We start from the raw sequence: 22,679 nt of genomic DNA, 5'->3' as shown, positions 1-22,679 counted from the left end.
GCCGTGTGCGGTGAAAGTCGCAAGCACGGTTTTGTAGGAGAGATGGTAGGGGACACTCTGCCATCGACTCTCTAACTTTGTCAAAGGTCAGGATTTCATCGGATTGTCGGGAGGCCTGAGTTTTAACCAGTTAGAAATAAGTCTGAACAATAACAGCGCGCTGATTAAATTAAAGGGAAGTGGAGAAGTAATTGCTTCGTTAACTGGAGTCAATGCCAGCTTAATTGGTGTTGACGATTTCCGAATTGTCTGATATCCTGTCTGCTAAAATAACCGTTACAAGGCAAGTAGTGAGGACTTCATTCCTCACTACAAACCAATTCGATCGTGCAGGTTGTAGCGGACATACTATCAGCCGTTTTGGCGCACTCCGACTCCTCGAAACCGGGTTTTTTACGCCCGTGTGCGGCCTGCGATGCGTCTGTTCGTAAAAAAACCCGGTTTCTTGGCCCCCATGCGTCCAGGACTAGAGAATTGGAAAAAATAAGCTGATTCCGTGTAAACTCTTTCTATTAATTCTGCGCTTTGCCTTATGCCTTCTGCCGAACGGTGACTAATTGCCCGATCGCCTTCAGCGCAATACTGGGAGAAAAAAGTACAGCCGGCGACTCAATCATGTGCACAACTTCCACAAATGCTTGACAAACTTTAGCATCTCCGACGAGCACTTTTAACACCAAATCCATGTAATCAATTGTCAGCCTCGTAGCGAGGTTTAGTTTTGCACCTGTACTTCCCCGATAGCGAGAGTCCTGACTGATGGCAAATGTCCAAGGAATTGTATGTAATTTTGCTAATTTTTTTTGAAATTGTCGAGAGAAACCTTTTAAATTGCCCTGCAGATAGCGCTGCCGCTGCTTTTGGAGGCATTCATCTAACATCTGAGCATCCAGTGCAGCAACCGTTATTCCGTGTCCGTATATCGGGTTAAAAGCGCAAACTGCATGACCGATAATTATTAAGTTTTCAGGATAACGACGGAGGCGCTCGTAGTGGCGCCAACGATTTTCTGTACCTCGATAGCTATAAACTGGTGTGATGGCTTCTGCGTCTTTAATCGCATGATAAATTGTCGGGGTTGGCAAAGTGCGGGCAAATTCTAGAAAGCCTGCTTCGTCTGTGGGGGGATAATCGCGATCGCCCCCGTCGAGAGTCACCAGCCAGCGATTGCCTTCGATCGGAAAAATTGCACCGCCACGAGTGCGAACTGGCGGGGCTAGTGACACAAATACTGGCGCTGTTTCTGACAATTTACCGCTGCATTTATAGATGCGGGTGGCATAGCCGACAAAAGCATTGATAACGGTTTCTTGCGGAGGTTCATAGCCCAAACTTTTCAACCATTTAGGTGTTTTGGAAACTTTGCCACCAGCATCGACTACTAAATCTGCATACAAATTCTCTGTATGGATGTTACTAGGGTTGTGACGATCGCGAAAACGCACCGACACGCCAGCAACCTCCGCACGCGAGGCATTAGCCAGCAACCCCGTTACTGTGCCTCCTTGGAGGAAATGCACGTTCGTATTTTCAGCCAAGCGGCGGCGAATTTGCCAATCAAGTAAATCCCGACTGAACAAAATTAAATCATTTAGATCCGGGCTAAAGTGCGGGGCCCAACCCGCCGGACTAAACCACCCGATCGACCTCGGATCTAAACTACGAGCACCAGCAGCTACCAGTTCGTTTTCCAAGCCGGGAAAAAACTCTTCTAGGATGATTCTCCCGCGATTTAAAAGGATGTGAAGGTGACGAGATTGAGGAATCCCAGGGCGAGGTGCGGGTTTTTCTGGAAAAAAATCTCGTTCAACAATACTTACTCTGTCGAAGTGTTTTGCTAATACTCTAGAGGCAAACAGTCCTGCTAAACTGCCGCCAATAATAATTGCATGACTTTCTCGCTGCACTATCGAATTCCTTCAAAGCTAATTTGCTATGGAATTGGTTGATGAATTTTGAACAATTTGTCTGGGCTTCTGTGCCGACTCTGAATATCGATCGACCACAGATTCTCCTGTGCGATTATTTTAATCAGACTTACATACCACAAATTGCCCTAAAGTGACAGCCGGCCGCAGACATATTTCTACACTTCCAACTGTAGGGGGATGCTTTAGCTCGACAATAAGGCGATGCTTGCCATTGGGGGCATGAGTCTAAAACTATACATTAGTTAACTTGCGCCAATGAGCGCGCGCACCCACTCCTTAACGAGGAATATACTATGTATCAAAATTTGCCAATAAATCCACAACTGTATAACATCGGGTTCTGGCTGGCCCAAGTGCCAGTAGACCAGACTACAACAACAAACAGAGTAGAAGACGCAGCACTCCTCTATTCCGGGCCACAATTTTTTATCGCCTTGATAGCTGGAGTGGTACTCGCCTGCGCTTTCCAACTCTTGCTAACAAATTTATCAGTAGCAGCCGGCCTTTCGTACATTGGACAATCCCACGACGACGACCACCACTCGGATAGCGGCAGCCCCCCAGTCCGCCATATCGGCAGAAAAGTAGGCACTTGGACGCTGATTACCGTCACCATCGCCCTATTCTTTGCTTGCTTGCTAGCAGTTAAGCTCAGCTTGATTAGCAGTCCCGGTTTAGGTGCGATCGTCGGTTTAGTCGTGTGGGCTACCTATTTCTCAATGCTTGTTTGGGTGAGCTCCACCACCGTCGGTTCCTTGATCGGTTCCGTCGTCAACAGCGCCACAGCAGGCTTTCAAGCCATTGTCGGCACCGCAGCCTCGGCTATCGGCGCCAAAGCAGCCAGCAACCAAGTAGTCGCCACAGCCAAAGCAGCAGCAGCAGCAGTGGGCCATGAACTCGGTAGCGCGATCGACCCCACAAGCTTGCGCGAAAACGTCGAAGACTACATCCAAAGCCTCAAACCGCCAGAATTAGACATCAAAGGGATGCGTAGCGAGTTTGAAAAATTGCTCAACGATCCGCAACTAAAAACTATTGCAGCCGAAAATTTGCCAAATCTCGATCGGCAAACCCTCGTAGATTTAGTAAGTTCGCGATCGGACTTATCAAAACGCGACGTAAACCGGATTGTAGACCAACTTCAAGATGCTTGGAAACAAGTAGGAAAACAAGGGCAGCCATCAGACGGCATCGCTCAATTAGTAGACTATCTCAAATCTGCTAAATCGGGAGATTTGGTCTCAGATAAATTGGCAAGTAGGGTAGAAAAAGCCCTCAGCAATCTGGGCGGTCAAAATTCCGGAGAAAGCCCGACCATGATGTCCCAAGCAACGACAATGGCAGTCAATGCTTTAATGGGAATAGTATTGGGTCGCACGGATATTTCTGACTTCGATGTTGAAAAAGTAGTTGGTCAGCTCAAAGAAGCTAAAGACAAAGTTACCCAGCAAACTGATAAAATTACCGCTCAAGTCAAAGGCGAACCCGTAACTTACAGCCCAATTCGTGCCGACGTAGAAAACTACCTACTCAACACTTATTCGTGGCAGATGAACCCCCAAGCCATCGAGCGCGAATTTCGGGACGTGCTCTACGATCCTACCGCCGACCCCGGAACAGTGCGCCGCGAATTAGAAAAACTAAAACAGTCTAATTTTGCCGAAATCTTGGCTAGTCGAGGCGTTTTTACCCAAGACAAAATTAAAGAAATTTCCCAGGAATTAGAAGCAATTAGACAGCGCGTTTTACAAACCGTGATCTTTGCCGAGGAGCAAGAAAAAGCTCGCGATTTGCAGTGGCGGTTGGAAACTTATTTGAAGTTGACGCCGAAAGAGGAACTGACAGCAGCAGGTATCGGGAGCGATTTCAAAAAAATCTTAGAGGATTCCGACGCGAGTTACGAACAGTTGCGCGATCGACTTTCTCCTTACACCCGCGACAGTTTTGTGCAAATTCTCCGAGGTCGCGAAAATTTCGGATTCCAGGAAGTAGAACAGATTGTTCAAGAGTTAGAAAGGACGCGAGATGTAGTTTTAGCAGATGCTAAAGGTCTGCAAGAAGCAGCGCAAGCCCGACTAGATAACCAGTGGCAAAGAGTACAAGAATACTTGAAGTCTACGGGCAAAGAAGAACTCAATCCCGAAGGCATCAAGCGCGATTTGAAAACGCTGCTGGACAACCCGGAAGCGGGAATGTGGGCGCTCAGAGCTAGAGCTTCTAAGTTCGATCGCCAAACTTTGGTAAAATTGCTATCTCAGCGGAAAGACCTCAGCGAAGACCAAGTAAATCAGCTTCTCGAAAGCGCCGAAGAAAATTGGCACAGCGCGGTACATACGCCGCAAAAGTTGGCAGAAAAAGCTAAGGATCAGTACGACCAAACCACCACCGCCCTTGCAGATTACCTTCGCAATACTGGCAAATCAGAACTCAATCCTGAAGGGATTCAGCGGGATTTGACAAAACTGCTGGAAAATCCAAAAGAAGGAGCTTTGGCGCTGCGTGGCCGCCTGTCTCAAGTCGATCGCGATACTTTGGTAAAACTGCTTTCTCAGAGACAAGATTTGAGCGAGGAACAAGTCAATCAAATTATCGACCAAGTGCAGGAAACCCTTGGCTCGATTGTGAAAGCGCCCCGCCGTTTGGCAAAACGGGTGCAAAGCCAAGTGCACGATTTTCAGAGTGTTTTAGAAGATTATTTGCGTAATACGGGCAAGGATGAATTAAATCCCGAATCCATCAAGCGCGACTTGCAACTGCTGCTGCATGACCCGAAAGTCGGTGCATACAGTTTGGGCGAGCGCTTGTCGCACATCGATCGAGCTACAATTGTTTCTCTGCTGTCTCAGCGGCCGGATATTTCTGAAGCAGAAGCCAATCGCATTGTCGATGGAATTTTGTCGGTGCGCGATGAGTTCGCACTGCAAATTCAGAAAATACAGGAGGGTATTCAGTCGGTAATTGACGGGGTTCTCGGAAAAATTCGGGATTACCTCAATTCGCTCGATCGCCCTGAACTAAATTACGAAGGCATTACGCGGGACGTGCGGAAGTTATTTGACGATCCGCAAGCCGGATTTGATGCTTTGCGCGATCGGCTGGGTCATTTCAACCGCGATACTTTAGTAGCACTAATGAGTTCTCGCGAGGACATTTCCGAAGCAGATGCCAACCGCTTGATCGACCAAATTGAAAGAAGCCGCAACACCGTCTTGCAAAGAGCAGAACGCTTGCAGCAAGAGGCGCAGCTTCGCCTCGAAAGCATCAAACTGCAAGCTGAAAAACAAGCCGAAGAAACCCGGAAAGCAGCAGAAGTTGCCTCTTGGTGGCTGTTTTTCACCGCTCTTTCCTCGGCTGCAGCTGCAGCAGGCGCCGGTGCTTTAGCCGTCATCCGATAAAAAAGACTCAAGTTGCGATCGGATTGCATATAGTGCCTGATGTGAGTTTCTACTGACATCAGGCACTAATGTTAGTAAAGGATTTGATCGGGGATTGGGAACGAGTTTGTATTAATTTGTTAGTACGGTTGAATAATGTTATGGTAAACCAGTTCATACCCGTTTTTTGAGGCTGGTGCCAACGGTGAATCTATACATTTTAATTAGCAGTTTTGATGAATTTAAAATAGAAAAGTGAAAAGCCGATTTTATTGATTGTCGTATATTTTATTTGCAGATGTAATAAATAAAAAGTAGCCGGATCTTCATTGCCTCTGCTATCACAATTTTTGAACGGGGTTCAGGCTTGCAGGCTGGATTTGCTTTGAGGCAGATTCTACAACTGTTGCAAGGATTACTGAAGAATGACAAAAATCAAAACATTTATTGGAGTGAAAACCTTTTGGCAAAGCAAACTTCGCGGGCCAGTTCCCTCTCTCCTCAATATTTTTTAGGTACAATAATAGAGAGGGTTCTCCACCCAGCACGCCTGTTCTCCCAACCGCCCGCCGCCCTGGCTGCGTTAGTATCAAACAAACGCGAACTGTTTTGAGTTCGATCGGCGGTTAATTTTGAAGATGCCGATCGTCAGGTTTTGACTTGTAGGTCATAGGTTGTAAGGAACCCCATAGCTAAAGCTAGGGGCTTTCAGGAAGTCCGGCTCGATCGCCAGCGGTTCAAGAAGAAAGCCCGAACCTTACCAGAGACAGGATTAGACCTACGTTTTTTGAGTCACGATACCGGAGAATGCGACGCTAGTTTTCCGATCTATCGCCAAAAGTTAAACAGGCTTAACGGGGTTAAACCAGTGCTTTTGGCATAACAAGCTCAATAAACATTCAAGGGAGCGAACTTTACCCAGCAATGGAGGACTTTATGTCTAATTTTGTTTTTGTAATTGATGCCCAAAAAAGACCGCTAACACCAATTCATCCCGGTTTTGCAAGGAGGCTTCTGAAGCAGAAACAAGCGGCTATTTACCGTAAGTTTCCGTTCACTTTGATTCTTGAAGAGTCCCGACCCGATTTAATCAGACCCCATTTAAAGATTAAAATCGATCCTGGTTCTAGGGTAACTGGTTTTGCCATATTGAACGGCGCACAAGTCATTTGGGCAGCAGAATTGACTCACAGAGGTCAGGCAATCAAAGATGCTCTGCTCTCACGCCGTCAACTGCGGAGGGGACGACGAAATCGACATACTCGTTATCGTCAACCAAGGTTCTTGAATCGCACAGGTCCTAGAGGTTGGTTGGCACCCAGTCTTGAACACCGAGTTTTGACTACACTCACTTGGGTGAACAAACTCATCAAACTTGCGCCTATCGGGTCAATAGCTCAAGAACTTGTGCGATTTGATTTACAACAACTTGAAAACCCTGAAATCTCAGGTATTGAATATCAGCAAGGCACACTTTTGGGCTACGAGGTTCGCGAATATATTCTTGATGCGTGGGACAGAAAATGCGCTTATTGTGGTAGTGAAAATATACCTTTACAAGTCGAACATATTCACCCTAAAGCTAAAGGCGGCACGAATCGTATCTCAAATCTATGTCTGGCTTGCGATTCTTGCAATAAAAAGAAAGATACTCAAAAAATTGAGCAATTCCTGGCCAAAAAACCTGATGTTCTTAAAAGAATTCAAGCACAAAGAAAACGACCCTTAAAAGATGCTGCTGCCGTCAACTCGACACGTTGGGCGTTGTTCAATCAGCTCAACAAAACTGAACTTCCGGTAACTACGGGTTCTGGCGGTCAAACGAAGTTCAATCGAACTCGTTTGCAACTACCTAAATGTCACTGGTTAGATGCTGCAAGTGTCGGCAAAGTCGAAGAATTAAAGGTGCTGACTTCTCAACCACTGCTAATCAAGGCGACGGGACATGGCAGCAGACAGATGTGTGGCACGGATAAGTTTGGCTTTCCAATTCGCCATAAATCAAGAAAGCAAATCCATTTCGGTTTTCAAACTGGTGATATTATCAGCGCGACAGTCACCGCAGGAAAGAAAGTCGGCTCCTATGTGGGACGAGCTCTGTGCCGTGCATCCGGCTCGTTTGATATCGCCACCACGATGGGAAGAGTGGCAGGGATTAGCCATAAATATTGCAAACCCATTCACAAAAAAGATGGTTATTCGTATGGATTTTGAAGAGAGGCGACTGAAGTCGCAGCCGCTTTCCTCCCCATGTCTAAAGCCAGGGGCTTCTCGCTCGTTTTTTGGTGAATAATATGGAACTAAAGCTCTGAAAATACTACACTGGCTGTGGGGGGCAACATACCGGATACCTTGGGAATACCAAGGGCTTTGCTTTCGTCAGCCCAGAAAAGTCCAAACACGCAGGCCCTGCGATCGCCAATGTTAAACAACCTACGTCTCAAACCTCTCCTGGCTAGTTGCCTATTAGCACCGTGAGGAGGGCGACGCCATGCAACTCCGAAAAAAAACACTATTAATCATCGGTGCAGCGCTGATCAGCCTGATTCTGGTTCTCTATGCCACTGCATCAACTATTTTGCTGCATGATTTTCACAACCTGGAGGCACAGTACGTCCGCCAGGATGTCGCACGGGCTTTGGACGCATTAGATGATGACTTGTCGAATTTAGACACCAGCGCCCAAGATTACGCCGATTGGGACGATACTTACTCTTTCGTCGAAACACGGAACGAAAATTTTGTCAAGTCAAATTTCGTCGATTCGACATTTATTTACTTGAGACTAAACTTATTGGTGCTGCTTGACTCCAACGGTAAGACAATCTTCAGCAAAGGTTTCGACCTTAAATCCCAAACCGAAATCCCGATTCCCGAAAGCTTCAAACAGCACTTGACCGAGGCACTAATAGACTCATCGACAGTCGAGGGCGATCGCCCCGTCGCCAAAACAGGCGTCCTCACCCTGCCAGAAGCCAGACTGCTGATTGCCGCCAAGCCCATCTTGAACAGCAACTCCCAAGGCCCGTCGCGGGGGACGCTGATCTTGGGACGCTACCTAGACAGCAGCGAAATCGGTTTGCTTTCAGAACTGACTCACCTGTCAGTGGATTTTAGATTGCCGAGTTTAGATTTTAAAGTGGGAGCCGCGAACTACTCCGGGCACAGCGCCAAGGCGATGGCTCGATCGAGGCAGGAGTTGGAAAATGTCAAACTCAAAATTTCCAACCTCAAATCAGCAGAAATTTTAGTCGAGCCACTCAGCGACACCTTAGTCGCAGGATACGCCCTGATTCGCGACATCCACGGCAACCTAGCGCTGCTGCTGCGAGTAGAGACAGATCGCATCATCTACGGCCAAGGTCAGGCTACCTTGGAGCTGTTTACCTTATCAATACTGGCAGTAGGTTTAATATTTAGCGCCATCACCCTGCTGTTGCTAGAAAAATTAGTTTTGGCGAGATTGGCTTCCTTGAGCACCAGCGTCAGCAACATCGCAGCCAACGGCGACCCAAGCTTGCGCGTTGATATTGCCGGAGAAGATGAACTCGCAAGCTTGGCCGACGCCATCAACCGAATGCTAGAAGCATTGGGCAATTCTCAAGTCGAACGTAATGAAAGCGAAGACCGCTATCGGTTGATGGCCGAAAACTCAACCGACATGATCACCAGACACGACCCCAAAGGCGTGTTTGTTTACGTCTCGCCCGCCAGCAGGGCTTTGCTGGGATACGAACCTTCGGAACTCATCGGCCGCGTCCCCAAGGATTATTTTCACCCCGACGATTTAGAAACCATTGCCAAAGCCCACTGGAAAGTCCTGGCCCTCCCAGTTACTTACACCGTCAGCTACCGCATCCGCCGCAAAGACGGCAAATACATTTGGTTTGAAACCACCGGCCGCACGATCAGCGATCCCCAAACAGGCGAAGTCCAAGAAATTATCGGCATTTCCCGCGACATCAGCGTGCGGAAGCAAACTGAACAAGAACTTCGAGAAAGCGAAGCTGCAATCAAAGCTTTGTACCAAGTGACTTCGGCTCCCCGTACAGACCCGCTCAACCACCTCTCTACCTTTGATTTGCGCCTCCAAGAACTGCTGGCAATGGGATGTCGGCATTTAGGCCTGTCTGTGGGAATTTTGTCCTGCATTCAAGGCGACAACTATCAAATAATGGCTGTTGAGTGTCCCGACGGGTCGATCGTCAAAGACCAAATCTACGATCTGGAAAAAACTTTCTGCGTCGCTACGTCAATGGCAAAAGAACCGATCTACTTTGAGTCGGTGAGATTTTCGGGTTTTTCCTTTAACACGCACGATCGAGCCTTCCCCATTGAAGCTTACATGGGCATTCCCGTCACGGTGGGAGGCAAAGTTTACGGCACTCTGTGCTTCTTTTCTCCGACTCCTGTGACAGAACCGTTTCGAGCTGTAGACAGAGAGTTGATGAAACTGATGGCTCAGTGGGTGGGAAGCGAACTCGAACGCCAGCAAACCGACGTAGATTTGGCAAAAGCTCGCGATCAAGCACTGGCGGCTACTAGAGCCAAAAGCGAATTTTTAGCCACCATGAGCCACGAAATTCGCACTCCGATGAATGGAGTCATCGGCATGACTGGTTTGCTGCTGGATACCCCCTTAACTCGCGAACAGCGCGATTTTGTAGAAACTATCCGCAGCAGTGGCGATGCCTTGCTGACTCTGATCAACGATATTCTAGATTTCTCGAAAATTGAATCGGGCAAATTGGACTTGGAGGAACATCCGTTTGACCTCCGCACTTGCATAGAGGAATCTCTAGACTTGGTAGCTGCTAAGGCGGCAGAAAAAAAACTGGAAGTGGGTTACTTGATCGATCGTACAGTACCCGCAACGGCGATCGGCGATAGCACCCGCTTGAGGCAAATTTTAATCAACTTGCTCAGTAATGCGGTTAAATTTACCGACGCTGGAGAAGTGGTGGTTTCGGTGACTGCCAAAAAGATTTCAGTGCCGGCGGCTAACGCTAAAGAACCGCCATTAATTGCTGGCGAACCGGTAGCAATTAACCCAGCATACGAAATACATTTTGCGGTCAAAGATACCGGTATCGGCATTCCGAGCGATCGCATGGATCGGCTATTTAAATCTTTCAGCCAGGTGGATTCTTCAACGAGCCGGCAGTACGGCGGTACCGGATTGGGTTTGGCAATTAGCAAGCGTTTGGCCGAAATGATGGGCGGTCGGATGTGGGTGGAAAGTATGGGTAGTGTCGCGGGCAATCCTCCGGCTCATTTTAGATCGTCGGCAGTTTTTGATTTGGGATGGGCAGAATCTTGCGAAATTGCCGAAAAATATGGCTATGCCAAATCTGTACTCAGCAACCAGCCGATCGCCCAAAATACGAAATCCGTTGGCTCTACTTTTTATTTTAGTACGATCGTTTCTGGCTGCAAGAATTCCTTACCACTTAACTTGAGCAATTCTCAACCTGAATTAGCTGGGAAGCGAGTCTTAATTGTCGATGACAATGCTACCAACCGCAGAATTTTGACTCTCCAAGCTCAGTCTTGGGGAATGGTGGCTAGGGCTTCAGCTTCGGCTCGTTTGGCTTTAGATTGGCTGGCTGCTAAAGAAATGTTTGACTTGGCAGTTTTGGATATGCAAATGCCGGAAATGGACGGGTTGGCTTTAGCGGCGCAAATTCGCCGGTATCCTGATTGCGAAAAGTTGCCGTTAGTGATGCTAACTTCGATCGGCAGGCAAGAAATTAATTCCCCTTCTATGGAGATGGATTTTGCTGCTTTTTTAAATAAACCCATCAAACAATCTCAGCTTTACAATGTTTTAATCAATATTTTTGGAGAACAGACACCGGAATTTAAAGGGCAGCGCACTAGCGGGCCTTTCTTGCAAACCATACCCGTGCTGGCCGAGAACTTACCGCTGCGGATTCTGTTGGCTGACGATCATTTGGTGAATCAGAAGGTGGCTTTGCAAATTTTACAGCGGATGGGGTATCGCGCGGATGTGGCGGGAAACGGTATCGAAGTGCTCGAAGCTTTGCGCCGCCAGCCTTATGATGTGGTGCTGATGGATGTGCAAATGCCGGAAATGGACGGACTGGAAACTACCCGCCGCATCCGCGAGCAATTTTCAGCAGATTTAACTTTAGAAAATCTCACGGGAGAATCAGAACTTTCCGCAACTGATGAGCAATCTAATAATCGAAAATCGAAAATCGAAAATCCCCCATTGACTGACGAGGAATCTAACAATCGAGAATCGCAAATCGAAAATCAAAAATCGACTGATGAATCTAACAATCGAGAATCGCAAATAGAAAATAGAAAATCGACTGATGAATCTAACAATCGAGAATCGCAAATAGAAAATCAAAAATCGACTAAGGAATCTAACAATCGAGAATCGCAAATAGAAAATAGAAAATCGACTAAGGAATCTAACAATCGAGAATCGCAAATAGAAAATAGAAAATCGACTGATGAATCTAACAATCGAAAATCGCAAATAGAAAATAGAAAATCGACTGATGAATCTAACAATCGAAAATCGAAAATCGAAAATCGAAAATCGACAAGGCCTTGGATTGTGGCGATGACGGCAAATGCGATGCAGGGCGATCGCGAAGAGTGTATGGCTGCGGGGATGGACGACTATTTGAGCAAGCCGATCGCCATCGATCAGTTGGTGCGAGCTTTGATGGCGTGTAAATCTCGATCGAACTCCGCATTCGATCGTCTGCAGCCGATCGTTTGCTTGGATGCCCCGGCGGAACAGATCGAAGGAACGAGTGAATTACAAGTGCGATCGAATGTGGCTGTTGCGGGAAATCCACAACAGACAATTCCCAATTCGCCGGCAGTCGTCGAGTGGGGTGCATCAAATCTCGATCGGGCTTTGTCAGAGGGGCACGAGTCCCTGAGTGCCAAGATTATAGAGGGATTGCGAGAAGTGGAAGCTTTAGACGAGGCGATCGAGATTTACCTCGAAACAGCTCCCGAACTGCTGCGAGGCATCTCTATGGCTCTGTGCAACGCCGATCCGCTGGCTTTGCGGCGATCGGCTCACTCTTTAAAGTCGATTAGCGGTACTCTCGGTGCTTTTCGCTTGTTTGAGCTGTGCGAGGAACTCGAAATCATGGGCCGCATGGGAACAAATGCTAACCAGTCTTTACCCGATCCGGCCTGCGCGCTTTTAGAAGAGGTTGAAGCGGAGTATCAAAGAGTCGAAACGGCGTTGAAAATAGAAAGACTCTACAGCGATACAATCACAGAATAATTAACAAGTGATAACTAACTCTTTGAAGCGAAACAGATATCATGGATAACAATCTAGTTGCTAAGACAGTATTTTTTTCAGTATTAGTACCTGGTGCTTTGTACATTGCTTACGCCGCGAAAGTAGCCCTCAATCTCAACCTTGATATATTCGGTGCAGGTCACACCCCTGCTAAATTAGAAGAAATATCCGGTGGAATCATTAAGTGTAAGTGGTTCCCTAATTCCCACCACTGCCCCGGAAATAATCGTGTTAAATAATCACGGACGCATCAAAACCCAATAAACCAGGCTTTTCGGCGGGGGTGCATCTCAATTTTGTAAAAGCGAACCATTCCGGCAGATAATTTATTAGCGATTACCATAGATTTACTGCCGGAATGCTTCGCCCCTACGAATATATTTGCAAAAATGAAATGCACCCTGGCGGGCTTTGAGCCTGATTAAACTTCTCCAATTTCAGGTGCAATTTCTGGATCTACTTCTTCAAAATTCACTTTATTATAGATATCTGCCACAGCAATTTCAAAGGATAGTGAAGCAAGCGCGATCGTCTCATCCAATTCATTGTACTCAGCAAACGACCATCGCTTATCATCCGTCTTAGAAAAATGTTCGATATATCTCCGATTTTGGTCGAGCAATAAGTATTCTTCAAGAGTGGGAATTGTGCGGTATCCCTCAAACTTTTTGCTGCGATCGTATCCTTTAGTTGAAGCTGACAAAACCTCAATAATTACTCTGGAATTGGTAATCGTATCGGTGCGGTTATTATAATACTCCGGCTTCCCACATACTACCATCACATCGGGATAAGTATAGATGCGCTTCTTGGGTATCCACAAGCGGACATCGCTCATGAAAACTCGATAGTCTAGTTTTTTGAATGCAAAATTTAGTTCGGTACTGAAGTTGAGCGCTATTTGATTGTGATTTGTAGAGCCACCGGCCATAGGAAATATTTCACCGTCAATGTATTCGCTTTTGTAGTCCGCAGCTTCTTCTAGTGCTAGATATTCCTCGATCGAGTAGTATCGTTGTTCAGTAAGTTGCATAGTTCTATTAGAGAGCATTTAACTGAGGCTTTTGTTTAGTGTAACATTTTTGGGTAAGCTTTTTAAGGTTGAGTTTGTGTAGGGGTTTTTGAGATTGTTGGTTTGTGGTATGAATTGTTGGTAAACTCGTCCGCACACAGCCGATCGCCTAGATTGATCTGATATGCGATTGCATCCCAAAAATAGACCTCTTGCAAAAATGCTTTTCATCAATTGATGGGACGGGCTCTGGGGCTCATCCCACAAGAAAAAATAACTCTTGTGGGATGGGCCCCAGAGCCCGTCCTAATTATTTTTGCAAGAGGTCTAATGTAGATTTGGATTTGCCGCCCAAGTGGGGGCGGGTTTTCGAGATTTTTGGTCTGAGGCGATTATGGTTGGTGAACCCGCCCCTACGGTAATTTGGGGAAACACGCTTACTTTCGAGTTACCACAACCCAATCGTCCGCTGTTTTGACAACCTCAGCATTCTGCAAACCTAAATGTTTTAAAACAGGTTTTTCTAACAGAAAATAAGGTTGAGGAAGAGTTTGCCATTTCTGTTTGAGCGTAGGTGCGTCGGCAACAATAACTTGGCGTTGACTGTAAAAATTCAGCGATGGACGGCCCAAGCGGTGAGAAGTAAACACTTGTTGACCCGCCGGAGTTCCTGTGCGGACAATTTCGGCGATCGGCTTAACCGGATAATCCTCCGCCAATTCCCAAACCCAGTTATCTGAAGCCACCAATACCAACAGCGTCAGGTAAGTTCCCCAAATTAAAACTAATATAAACTGTCGGTCTTTGCGGTGCAGCAACACGGCCGCCATTGTCATTGTCAAAGCTACAAACATCAGCATTAACTGCAAATCTCGCTCTGGAGGCGCAATTTGTCCCCCGATCCATACCCAGCCACTGAAGTACACGCAACCGACGACAGCAACTATAGCCAGCACTGCCAAAATCGCGGGATGAGGCAGCAAAGAAATAGCATCAAAACGTTCTTCTGCTTCCTCTTTGACGGGTTCTGGCGGCAGCCACAGTTGCTCCCAAACTTCAGCGAGATAACTGCCAACAGCAAGAGCAAAAGCTGGATAAATTGGCAAAACATACCACGGCAATTTAGTAGTCATCACAGAAATAGCCAGCAGATATACTCCTGTCCAAACCAATACTAATTTTGGCCCGGCAAAATTGCGATTTTCCCAACTCAGGCGCAGCCCTTGTAGCCAAAATAACTGCCACGGCCAAGCTAATTTTAAAATTTCTAAAAGATAATACCAAGGCGGGCCTCTGTGACTGCTTACAGGTTCCGAAATGCGCCGGAAAGATTCGTTAATTAAATTAGTGTGGATGAAATATTGGCCGTAGTGCAGCCATTGGGCAAAATACCAAGCAGCTACTGGCAATGTTCCGATCGCCAATCCGCCCCAAAGATACCCAGAAGTGAGGAGTCGCGGGGTATCCCAAACCAAAAAAATACAGCCAACAGCACCCAGCAGCAGCCCCAACATGACGCCCTTAGTCAGGCAAATGAGTCCGAACCCAATCCCCGCGCCCAAAGCGTAGCGCAAGTCGCGGCGCGATCGTAGCAAACACCACATCGCCCCCAGCAAAAAACACAAAACTGCTCCATCCAACATCGCCAAACGTCCATGCCGCACCACCGGTAACAGCGTCAGATACACGAGGGCAGAAAAAATGGCGATCGAGCGTCTAGGAAACAACTCCCTGCCAATGGCGTAAAGCAAGGGCACTGAAGCCGCCGTCAGCATCGCCGGTACCAACCTCGCCGTCAATTCGCTGACACCGCCGACGGCAAAACAGAGCCCGATTAGCCAGTGTACCAGCGGCGGTTTGTTGAAATAAGGCATAGAGTCGATCGTCGGATACAGCCAATTTAAGTTGCCGCGCCAAATTTCGCGACTTACCTGCGCTGCAATGCCTTCATCCCAATCCCGCAAAGCCACGCCGCCCAGATTCAGCCCGAAAATCAGCACTGCAGCCAACAGAAAAGCCAGCATCCACACTTTGTCTGTAAAGCTGTCATTCCAGCGATTTTTCGGTTTGCGGCCAAGGAATGGAAAGATTTCTGACATAAGTTAAGAGAGTTTTGAGCGTCCCAAACTGAGGGTAAACTTAGACAGCAGTTATTTGCGACTAGGAAAATACCATGAACTTGCCTGTAATTATAGATATTATCATTGGCTTAGTATTTATCTACCTGACTTTAAGCTTGCTAGCTTCGGAAATTCAGGAACTGATTGCTACTGTTTGGCAGTGGCGGGCGGAACATTTAAAGAAGTCGATCGAAGTGCTGATTTCTGGCGGCAGCGAAGGTGCGAAAGATCCCCTGCAATTTAAGCGAGTCGGACAGTTAGCCCATGCGATTTACGCCAATCCGATTATCAAAGATTTGAATCAGGGAGCGAAAGGGCTGTTATCAGAGGGATTCCGCTCTGTTACGCACCGCCTGGGGGATTTGTACCACGGAATTACGGGTACTAAAAATGTTTTCGGCAATAAATCCAGTGGGCCTTCTTATATTCCAGCCGAGTGTTTTTCGGCTAGCCTTTTGGAGACTTTAAAGGTTTCTAGTTTGCTCAGCTCTATCTCTAAAACCAGATTGGAAAGATTTAAAGATTTACAGTTGGCACAAATTCAACAGATTGGAGAAAATCTGAGTTTGCCGGATGCTACTAAACCGATTATTGAGCAAGAATTTAGGTGGCTGACTGCGGAGTTCAATCGAGTTGTTGAAGATTATCAAAACAATTTAGCAAGTTTGAACAACAGCTTAGATCGAATGTCGGAAAAGCTAGGATTTTATATTAAGGATTCTCAGGTTTATCTACCAGAAACCGAGCAGGGAGGGAGAGACTTTCAGAGGCAGATGGCATTTGTCAAGGCTCGTTTTGACAGCAGAATTGAGCGGGTGGCGCTGCTGGGGCAACTGCAACCTAGTTTCAGCAATCTGTTAAATAGTGTTAAAAAAAGTCAAGAGTCGGTAGCAGAAATTATGGAGCTAAAAGAGGAGAGTCCGATTTATCAACAAATTCAAGAAACCTTGGACAGTATGCCAGAATCTTTGAAACGCAGCCTTTATATTTTAGCGCAGCGCGCTGAAAAAAGTGGCGGAAATACTCAAGAGCAGTTGCAGCGGTTTCAGAAAGAAATTGAAATTTGGTTTGACCAATCGATGGAGCGTGCTTCTGGTGTTTACAAGCGGAATGCTAGAGGGGTGGCGATTTTGCTCGGAACTGCGATCGCGGTTGCTGCTAATGCTGATACCATTCATATTATTAATCGGTTGTCGAAGGATTCGATGTTGCGATCGACTGTTAATTTGTACGCTGAGCAGTTGGTGGGAAACAATGCTGAGACTAAATTAGATAATTTAACAAGTCTGAGAAAAGTTCAAAAGGATGTAGATATAGCTTTGGATGAGGTAGCTCTGCCTTTTGGATGGAGCGAACAGAACAGTTTAGAACGTGATAAGCAGAAGAATTTATTGTGGCCGGCTTTGATTACAAAATTGTTTGGTTGGATATTGAGTGGGGTAGCTATTTCTATGGGGGCTGGTTTTTGGTTTGAGGCGCTCAACAAGATTATTAATATTCGCAATGCAGGGAAAAAACCGCCATCTTCCACAGAATCTTGAGGGGTGCTGTTGCGAGGCCAATCTACTAAGTGTCATACCCTTTTAAATTTTAGATTTTAGATGGCCGAATGACTGAAGACTATCGAGCTTTGAAGCACGGGCTTATATCATATCCGGTCGTGGGACCGCGATTGTAGGGGCGGGTTCACGAACAATACCTGCCAATAATTGACAATCTCAAAAACCCGCCCCGACCAGGATATTATGGTTAATTGCTCGGAGATGATATTACAGTTGGATTCTTTTGTGAAAGTGGGATCGCGGATAGGATACCGGATCGATCGGTAATGGCGCGTTTGCCGGAACTAAGGGAAAACACGCAGAATATAAATTCCGTGCGATCGCGGATGGCAGTGCAGCAGAAATAGGGCAAACTGATAGATAGGTTACATAAGAATGGGCGAAATAAACAAGGTCGCTGGCAGTTTCAGAAGCTCTGACTCCAAGGCTGTATCTACCGCTAAACTCACTTTTGGAGGACGGAATATGTTGACTTCTTTAAGGGAAACGACTCCCGCCTCGGAAGACGCAAATCCCCCATCCAAAAGCTTTGTAGTCAAGGAGTCCAGCATCAATGAAGGTGGATATTTTGTTGCCAGAATATTGGCTGGGGAATCTTACTGCATCGATAAATTTACCTGGAAACTTCAAAAATCTGCCTCTATCCTTAGAGAGATTGACAAAGTTGGCTCGACTTATGACTGTCCCTCGAACCAACTGCAATTAGGCTTTGTTATCCTCAGTTCAGATTACCTCGAACCATACAAAAGTCAATTGCCAAAATCGCATAATTCTCTGACTCAAAACAGCGGACTTGGTTCGTGTTATGCCGATCGAGATAGTGATACATTCAGCAACGGCGGTGGGCGCGATAAGCCAATTGATTTACCGTGAGGGGTTCCACTTAATCTTAGATTGTTTTGACTGTTAGTAAATGCGACCAAACGTCCTGGGAATCAGTATTTAGGTGTACCGCAAACCTAGCAAAGTCAAAGCATATAGAATTGTTCAAAATCTACATAATTCAGTTTTCCATTGGATGAAATACAGCTAGGGAAACTCTAGTGCATTGTGCCTCTACGTAAAATCTCACACTCAAATAAAAACTACTAAATATAAGAGGAGTTATTCGGGGGTGAATTACCTCCACTATTTCCGCATCCCTCAACTCAGCCTACTATTAGCAAAATAAGGTCAATCGATTTTAGATTTTAGATTTTAGATTTTAGATTGACTTGCGCGAGATAAATGCTCTTTCTTGAGGATTTTCGATTTTCGATTTTGGATTGATTCCACGGATAAATTCGGGGGCTTGATACCACCTTTGAAATTCGTGGTCAAAAAAAAATTGGATAATAGAACCTAGATTTATTTCAATATTCCCGATTAATATTGCGATCTATTCCCATAGATAGAGGCTCATATTTCCATTTTGGTTAAAAGTAAAAATGCAAATGCCGAGCAAAATAAATCAACAAAAATATTTTTAAAAAGGCATCATCTATCAATTGGGTGTTAAGATATAATGAAATAAGCCTGATGAGATAACTCCGGGGTGTATCTACTAATAATGCCCTTAATGGAGTCTCCAATATGAGTTCTACATTCGCTCAAGTTAACTCACAATCTGCTTTTGAAGAACGGCCAGTGCGCTCCTTAGTCTTCATTGACGCCGGCGTGAAAGATTACGAGTCAATTACAGCAGGAGTGCTGCCCGGACAGCAGGTAGTAATACTCGATCGCACCAAAAACGGCATCGAACAAATCACATCCGAGATGGAAAAATACGCCTCTACTAAGGGGGCGATAGACTCGGTTCACATTATTTCTCACGGCAGTTCAGGCAGCCTACAATTAGGCAATACCGCTCTGGGTTCAGATAACATAGAGCAATACAAAAGCCAGTTGGAAAAGTGGCAAACTTCACTAGCCCCAGAAGCAGACATCATGCTGTACGGCTGCGATGTAGCAGGCGGTACAGGTGTTAATTTCGTCGATCGATTCAGTCAATTAACCGGAGCTGACGTTGCGGCCTCTACCAACATAACTGGCAGCAACGGCGACTGGAATTTAGAATTTGCTAAGGGTCAGATTGAATCTCCCTTAGCCTTGGGGCCAGAGGCTATGGCAAGTTACCAAGGTGATTTAGCTACGATCGTAGTAGCCAACAATAGCGATAGCGGGCCGGGTTCATTAAGGGCTGCGATCGCCACCGCTGTTGCCGGCGATATCATTACCTTCGCTCCAGGTTTAGCCAACCAAACCATTACCCTCACCAGCGGTCAACTCGATATTCCCGTTGGCAAAAACATCACCATTGACGGCGCCGCCGCACCCGGTTTAACCATCAGTGGCAACAACGCATCCCGCGCCTTTTTTGTCAATGCCAACGTTGCGACTGCTACGAATTTTACAGTCAAAAACCTCGCTATTATCAACGGTAAAACGGTGGATAATGGTGGGGCGATCGGTACACAAGACGAAGTAACGATGACCGTAGAAAACGTTCAGTTTACCAACAACGTGGCTGATAAAGGCGGCGGTGCAATCTTCAGCGGCTGGAACAACACCCTGACCGTTACCGACAGTAAATTCACCGGAAATAAAGCCACTGCAACCAACGATGAACGTGGCGCTGGCGGTATTGCTTTTGCAAGTAATAAAAACCTCACCGTTGTTAACAGCGACTTCACCAACAACTTAGGAATTAATGGTGGGGCAATTAACAGCCTAAACGGCAAGTTAACAGTTGAAAACTCGCGATTCATCGGCAACGATACCACCTCCGGCCAGTTCGCCCCAAACGATCCCAACGGCAATTCTTTTTTAAGGGGTTTCGGCGGGGCAATTTACACAGACCGCGCCAGTTCTACTGACGAGCCTTCCGGCACAATTAAAATCAGCAAAAGCGTATTCCAAAACAACAAAGGGCGAGGCGAAGGCGGAGCAGCTTATCTGTTTACCGGCACCCAAGATAGCGTAAGTATTGCAGACAGCACCTTCCAAAATAACGAAATTCTGGCGCTACCCAACGGTGGAAATGATGGAAACGGTGGTGGGGTAACGATTTTGAGCGACAGCACCAACCAGGGATTGACCATTGCCAACACCACCTTTGCGGGCAACAAAGCCAATAATCAAGGTGGCGGGCTGTGGATGCGAAATGTCCCTACTACGATTACTAACAGTACGTTTTCTGGCAACTCCACGGCCTTTGCTGCTGGTGATTTCAACAAACTCGGCGGTGCAATGACTCTTGGTGCACCCACAACCATTCTCAACACGACGATCGCCGATAATTCTGCAGGCTGGGTTGGTGGAGGTATCTTCGCCAATGCCAATAATGTCACCCTCAAAAACACTATTCTTTCCAACAATACAGCGGCTAACGGAGGAAACCCTTGGGGCATTCAGCAACACGTCACCGCCCAATATAGCGATCGAGGAGGGAATTTTCAGTGGCCGGCCAAAAACCCCAATGACGGAAGCGATGTCAATGCGACGGCAAGTGTGACGATCGCAGACCCCTTACTTGGCCCTTTGCAAAACATCAACGGCGCTTTAGTCAGGCCGCTGCTGACAGGAAGTCCGGCAATTGATAAAGGGATTGCCACCGACGCACCTGCTACGGATCAGCGAGGCCTGACTCGCCCTCAAGATGGCGACAGCATTCCAGGTGCGATCGTGGACAGCGGCTCTTTTGAATTGGGAGGTAGTGTCGTCCCAGTGCCCACACCGACTCCGGCGCCAACTCCCACACCGGAACCGACTCCAACTCCCACACCGACTCCGGCGCCAACTCCCACACCGGAACCGACTCCAACTCCCACACCGGAACCGACTCCAACTCCCACACCGACTCCGGCGCCAACTCCGACGCCCGCGCCGACTCCGACTGAGACTCCGACACCCACACCGACTCCGGCGCCCACACCGACTCCGGCGCCTACTCCGACGCCCGAACCGACTCCAACTCCCACACCGGAACCGACTCCGACTCCCACACCGGAACCGGCACCAACTCCCACACCGGAACCGGCGCCTACTCCGACGCCCGAACCGACTCCGCCGCCGACACCAACTCCCGCACCGACACCAACTCCGGCCTCGGATGGTTCCCTGCTCGATAGCCTCAACGCCCCGCAACTCGACTCTGCCACCATCACCCCCAACCCCGTCCAACAAACAATCAACGGCGGTAACGATGCCGATTTCATCATGGGCGGTGGCATCAACGAGTCGATTAACGGACAAGTCGGCAACGATATTCTTTACGGTATGGGCGGCAATGACAACATTGACGGCGGTGCAGATAACGACTCAATCTTCGGCAATGGAGGCAGCGATTTCATCTCTGGCGACGCTGGCAACGATACCATCTACGCTGGCAAAGATAATGACACTGTGGTTGGTGGTGAGGGCGACGACTTGTTGAGGGGAGATTTAGGCAATGATACAGTTGCCGGGGGCTTTGGCAACGACAGCATTTTCGGCGGTAAAGATGACGATATCTTACTCGGTGAAGATGGAGACGACTACATTTTAGGCAACTTGGGAAATGACACACTTAATGCTGGAAATGGCAACGATATTGCCTTTGGCAATGAAGGTGCAGACCTGATTTTTGGCTTATTGGGAAATGACACGCTTTACGGCGGCAAAGAAAACGACAGTCTCAATGGCGGTGAGGGCAACGACTTGCTGTTGGGCGGCAATGAAAACGATGTGCTGTTCGGCGACATCGGTAACGATACCCTGTACGGCGGCAAAGCTAATGATATTCTCAGCGGCGGTGCTGGGGAGGATTTCCTCAGCGGCGATGTTGGGGACGATACATTGACTGGTGGTTCGGGAAATGATGTGTTTTTCCTCAATCAAAGTTTGGGTAGCGACATCATTACTGATTTCCGCAAGGGAGAGGATTTAATTGGGTTGAGTTCTGGTTTGAGTTTTAATCAACTCAGTATTACTTCCAGCAACAATCAAACTTTGATTACTGTGACGGACACCAATCAATTGTTGGCGAAGCTTAACAATATTACCCCCGGTATTCTCACCGCTAGCGATTTCACTCAGGTAACAATCTAACTGGCTGGGGTAGGGTGCGCCATCAGCAGCCCGCCCCTACGCAGGGCTGTTTCATTCTCTTGTAGGGGCAGCCCCCCGTGGCTGCCCCAATCTCTGAAACATGAGCAAATCGTGGATGGGGAGGGTAGGCACGGGGAGTAGGGGTAGCACTACAAGAGTCAAAATCATCGTTTTCTTGAGAATGAAACAGCCCTGCGCCCCTACGGGGGCTACGCCAACGAAGAGGAGCGATCGATCTGATTCTTTTCAAGTGCGATCGGTAATAAATCTTGTTTATTGCCGATCGCCCACACCTAGAATGAGACACACC

At 47.3% G+C, this 22,679-nt stretch carries 10 protein-coding genes; 7 read left to right on the top strand and 3 right to left on the bottom strand.

Annotation, left to right across the window (positions count from 1 at the left end; translation table 11 throughout):
- Positions 1 to 530 precede the first annotated feature (530 nt).
- Entirely contained in the window at positions 531 to 1,907 is a 1,377-nt protein-coding gene (locus QT984_RS24515) for a 2-polyprenyl-6-methoxyphenol hydroxylase-like oxidoreductase (protein ID WP_333052993.1), read from the bottom strand.
- A gap of 317 nt (positions 1,908 to 2,224) precedes the next feature.
- On the opposite strand from QT984_RS24515, the gene QT984_RS24510 reads away from it, so the two are divergent.
- The 4 genes from QT984_RS24510 to QT984_RS24495 all read left to right on the top strand — a co-directional run bounded on the left by QT984_RS24510 (position 2,225) and on the right by QT984_RS24495 (position 12,847).
- Positions 2,225 to 5,326, top strand: a complete 3,102-nt coding sequence (locus QT984_RS24510; protein ID WP_333052991.1) for an MFS transporter — start codon at positions 2,225 to 2,227, stop codon at positions 5,324 to 5,326.
- Between the two features lie 915 nt (positions 5,327 to 6,241).
- A complete protein-coding gene (gene iscB / locus QT984_RS24505) occupies positions 6,242 to 7,519 on the top strand; it encodes an RNA-guided endonuclease IscB (protein ID WP_333052989.1) in 1,278 nt (425 codons plus the stop codon).
- A 277-nt stretch (positions 7,520 to 7,796) separates the two neighbouring features.
- Positions 7,797 to 12,587 carry a response regulator gene (locus QT984_RS24500; protein WP_333375165.1) on the top strand — a complete coding sequence of 1,597 codons (4,791 nt, stop codon included), beginning with the start codon at positions 7,797 to 7,799 and terminating at the stop codon, positions 12,585 to 12,587.
- Between the two features lie 41 nt (positions 12,588 to 12,628).
- A complete protein-coding gene (locus tag QT984_RS24495; protein ID WP_333052985.1) occupies positions 12,629 to 12,847 on the top strand; it encodes a hypothetical protein in 219 nt (72 codons plus the stop codon).
- Between the two features lie 182 nt (positions 12,848 to 13,029).
- On the opposite strand, the gene QT984_RS24490 is transcribed toward QT984_RS24495, so the two are convergent.
- Positions 13,030 to 13,641 (bottom strand): Uma2 family endonuclease, encoded by a 612-nt coding sequence (locus QT984_RS24490; protein ID WP_333232049.1) that lies wholly within the window; start codon positions 13,639 to 13,641, stop codon positions 13,030 to 13,032.
- Positions 13,642 to 14,057: 416 nt separating this feature from the next.
- Positions 14,058 to 15,719 carry a glycosyltransferase family 39 protein gene (locus tag QT984_RS24485; protein ID WP_333052981.1) on the bottom strand — a complete coding sequence of 554 codons (1,662 nt, stop codon included), beginning with the start codon at positions 15,717 to 15,719 and terminating at the stop codon, positions 14,058 to 14,060.
- A gap of 74 nt (positions 15,720 to 15,793) precedes the next feature.
- On the opposite strand from QT984_RS24485, the gene QT984_RS24480 reads away from it, so the two are divergent.
- The 3 genes from QT984_RS24480 (at position 15,794) to QT984_RS24470 (ending at position 22,369) form a co-directional block, all read left to right on the top strand.
- On the top strand, positions 15,794 to 17,281 hold the full coding sequence (locus tag QT984_RS24480) for a hypothetical protein (protein WP_333052979.1): 1,488 nt from the start codon (positions 15,794 to 15,796) through the stop codon (positions 17,279 to 17,281).
- Positions 17,282 to 17,767: 486 nt separating this feature from the next.
- Positions 17,768 to 18,175 carry a hypothetical protein gene (locus QT984_RS24475; protein ID WP_333272684.1) on the top strand — a complete coding sequence of 136 codons (408 nt, stop codon included), beginning with the start codon at positions 17,768 to 17,770 and terminating at the stop codon, positions 18,173 to 18,175.
- A gap of 699 nt (positions 18,176 to 18,874) precedes the next feature.
- Positions 18,875 to 22,369 carry a DUF4347 domain-containing protein gene (locus QT984_RS24470; RefSeq protein WP_333375163.1) on the top strand — a complete coding sequence of 1,165 codons (3,495 nt, stop codon included), beginning with the start codon at positions 18,875 to 18,877 and terminating at the stop codon, positions 22,367 to 22,369.
- Positions 22,370 to 22,679 lie beyond the last annotated feature (310 nt).

The organism is Microcoleus sp. Z1_B2 (genome assembly GCF_036700325.1).
Classification (GTDB): Bacteria; Cyanobacteriota; Cyanobacteriia; order Cyanobacteriales; family Microcoleaceae; genus Microcoleus.
The sequence above is the reverse complement of the archived record's forward strand: the minus strand, read 5'-3'. Positions and strand labels throughout refer to the sequence as shown.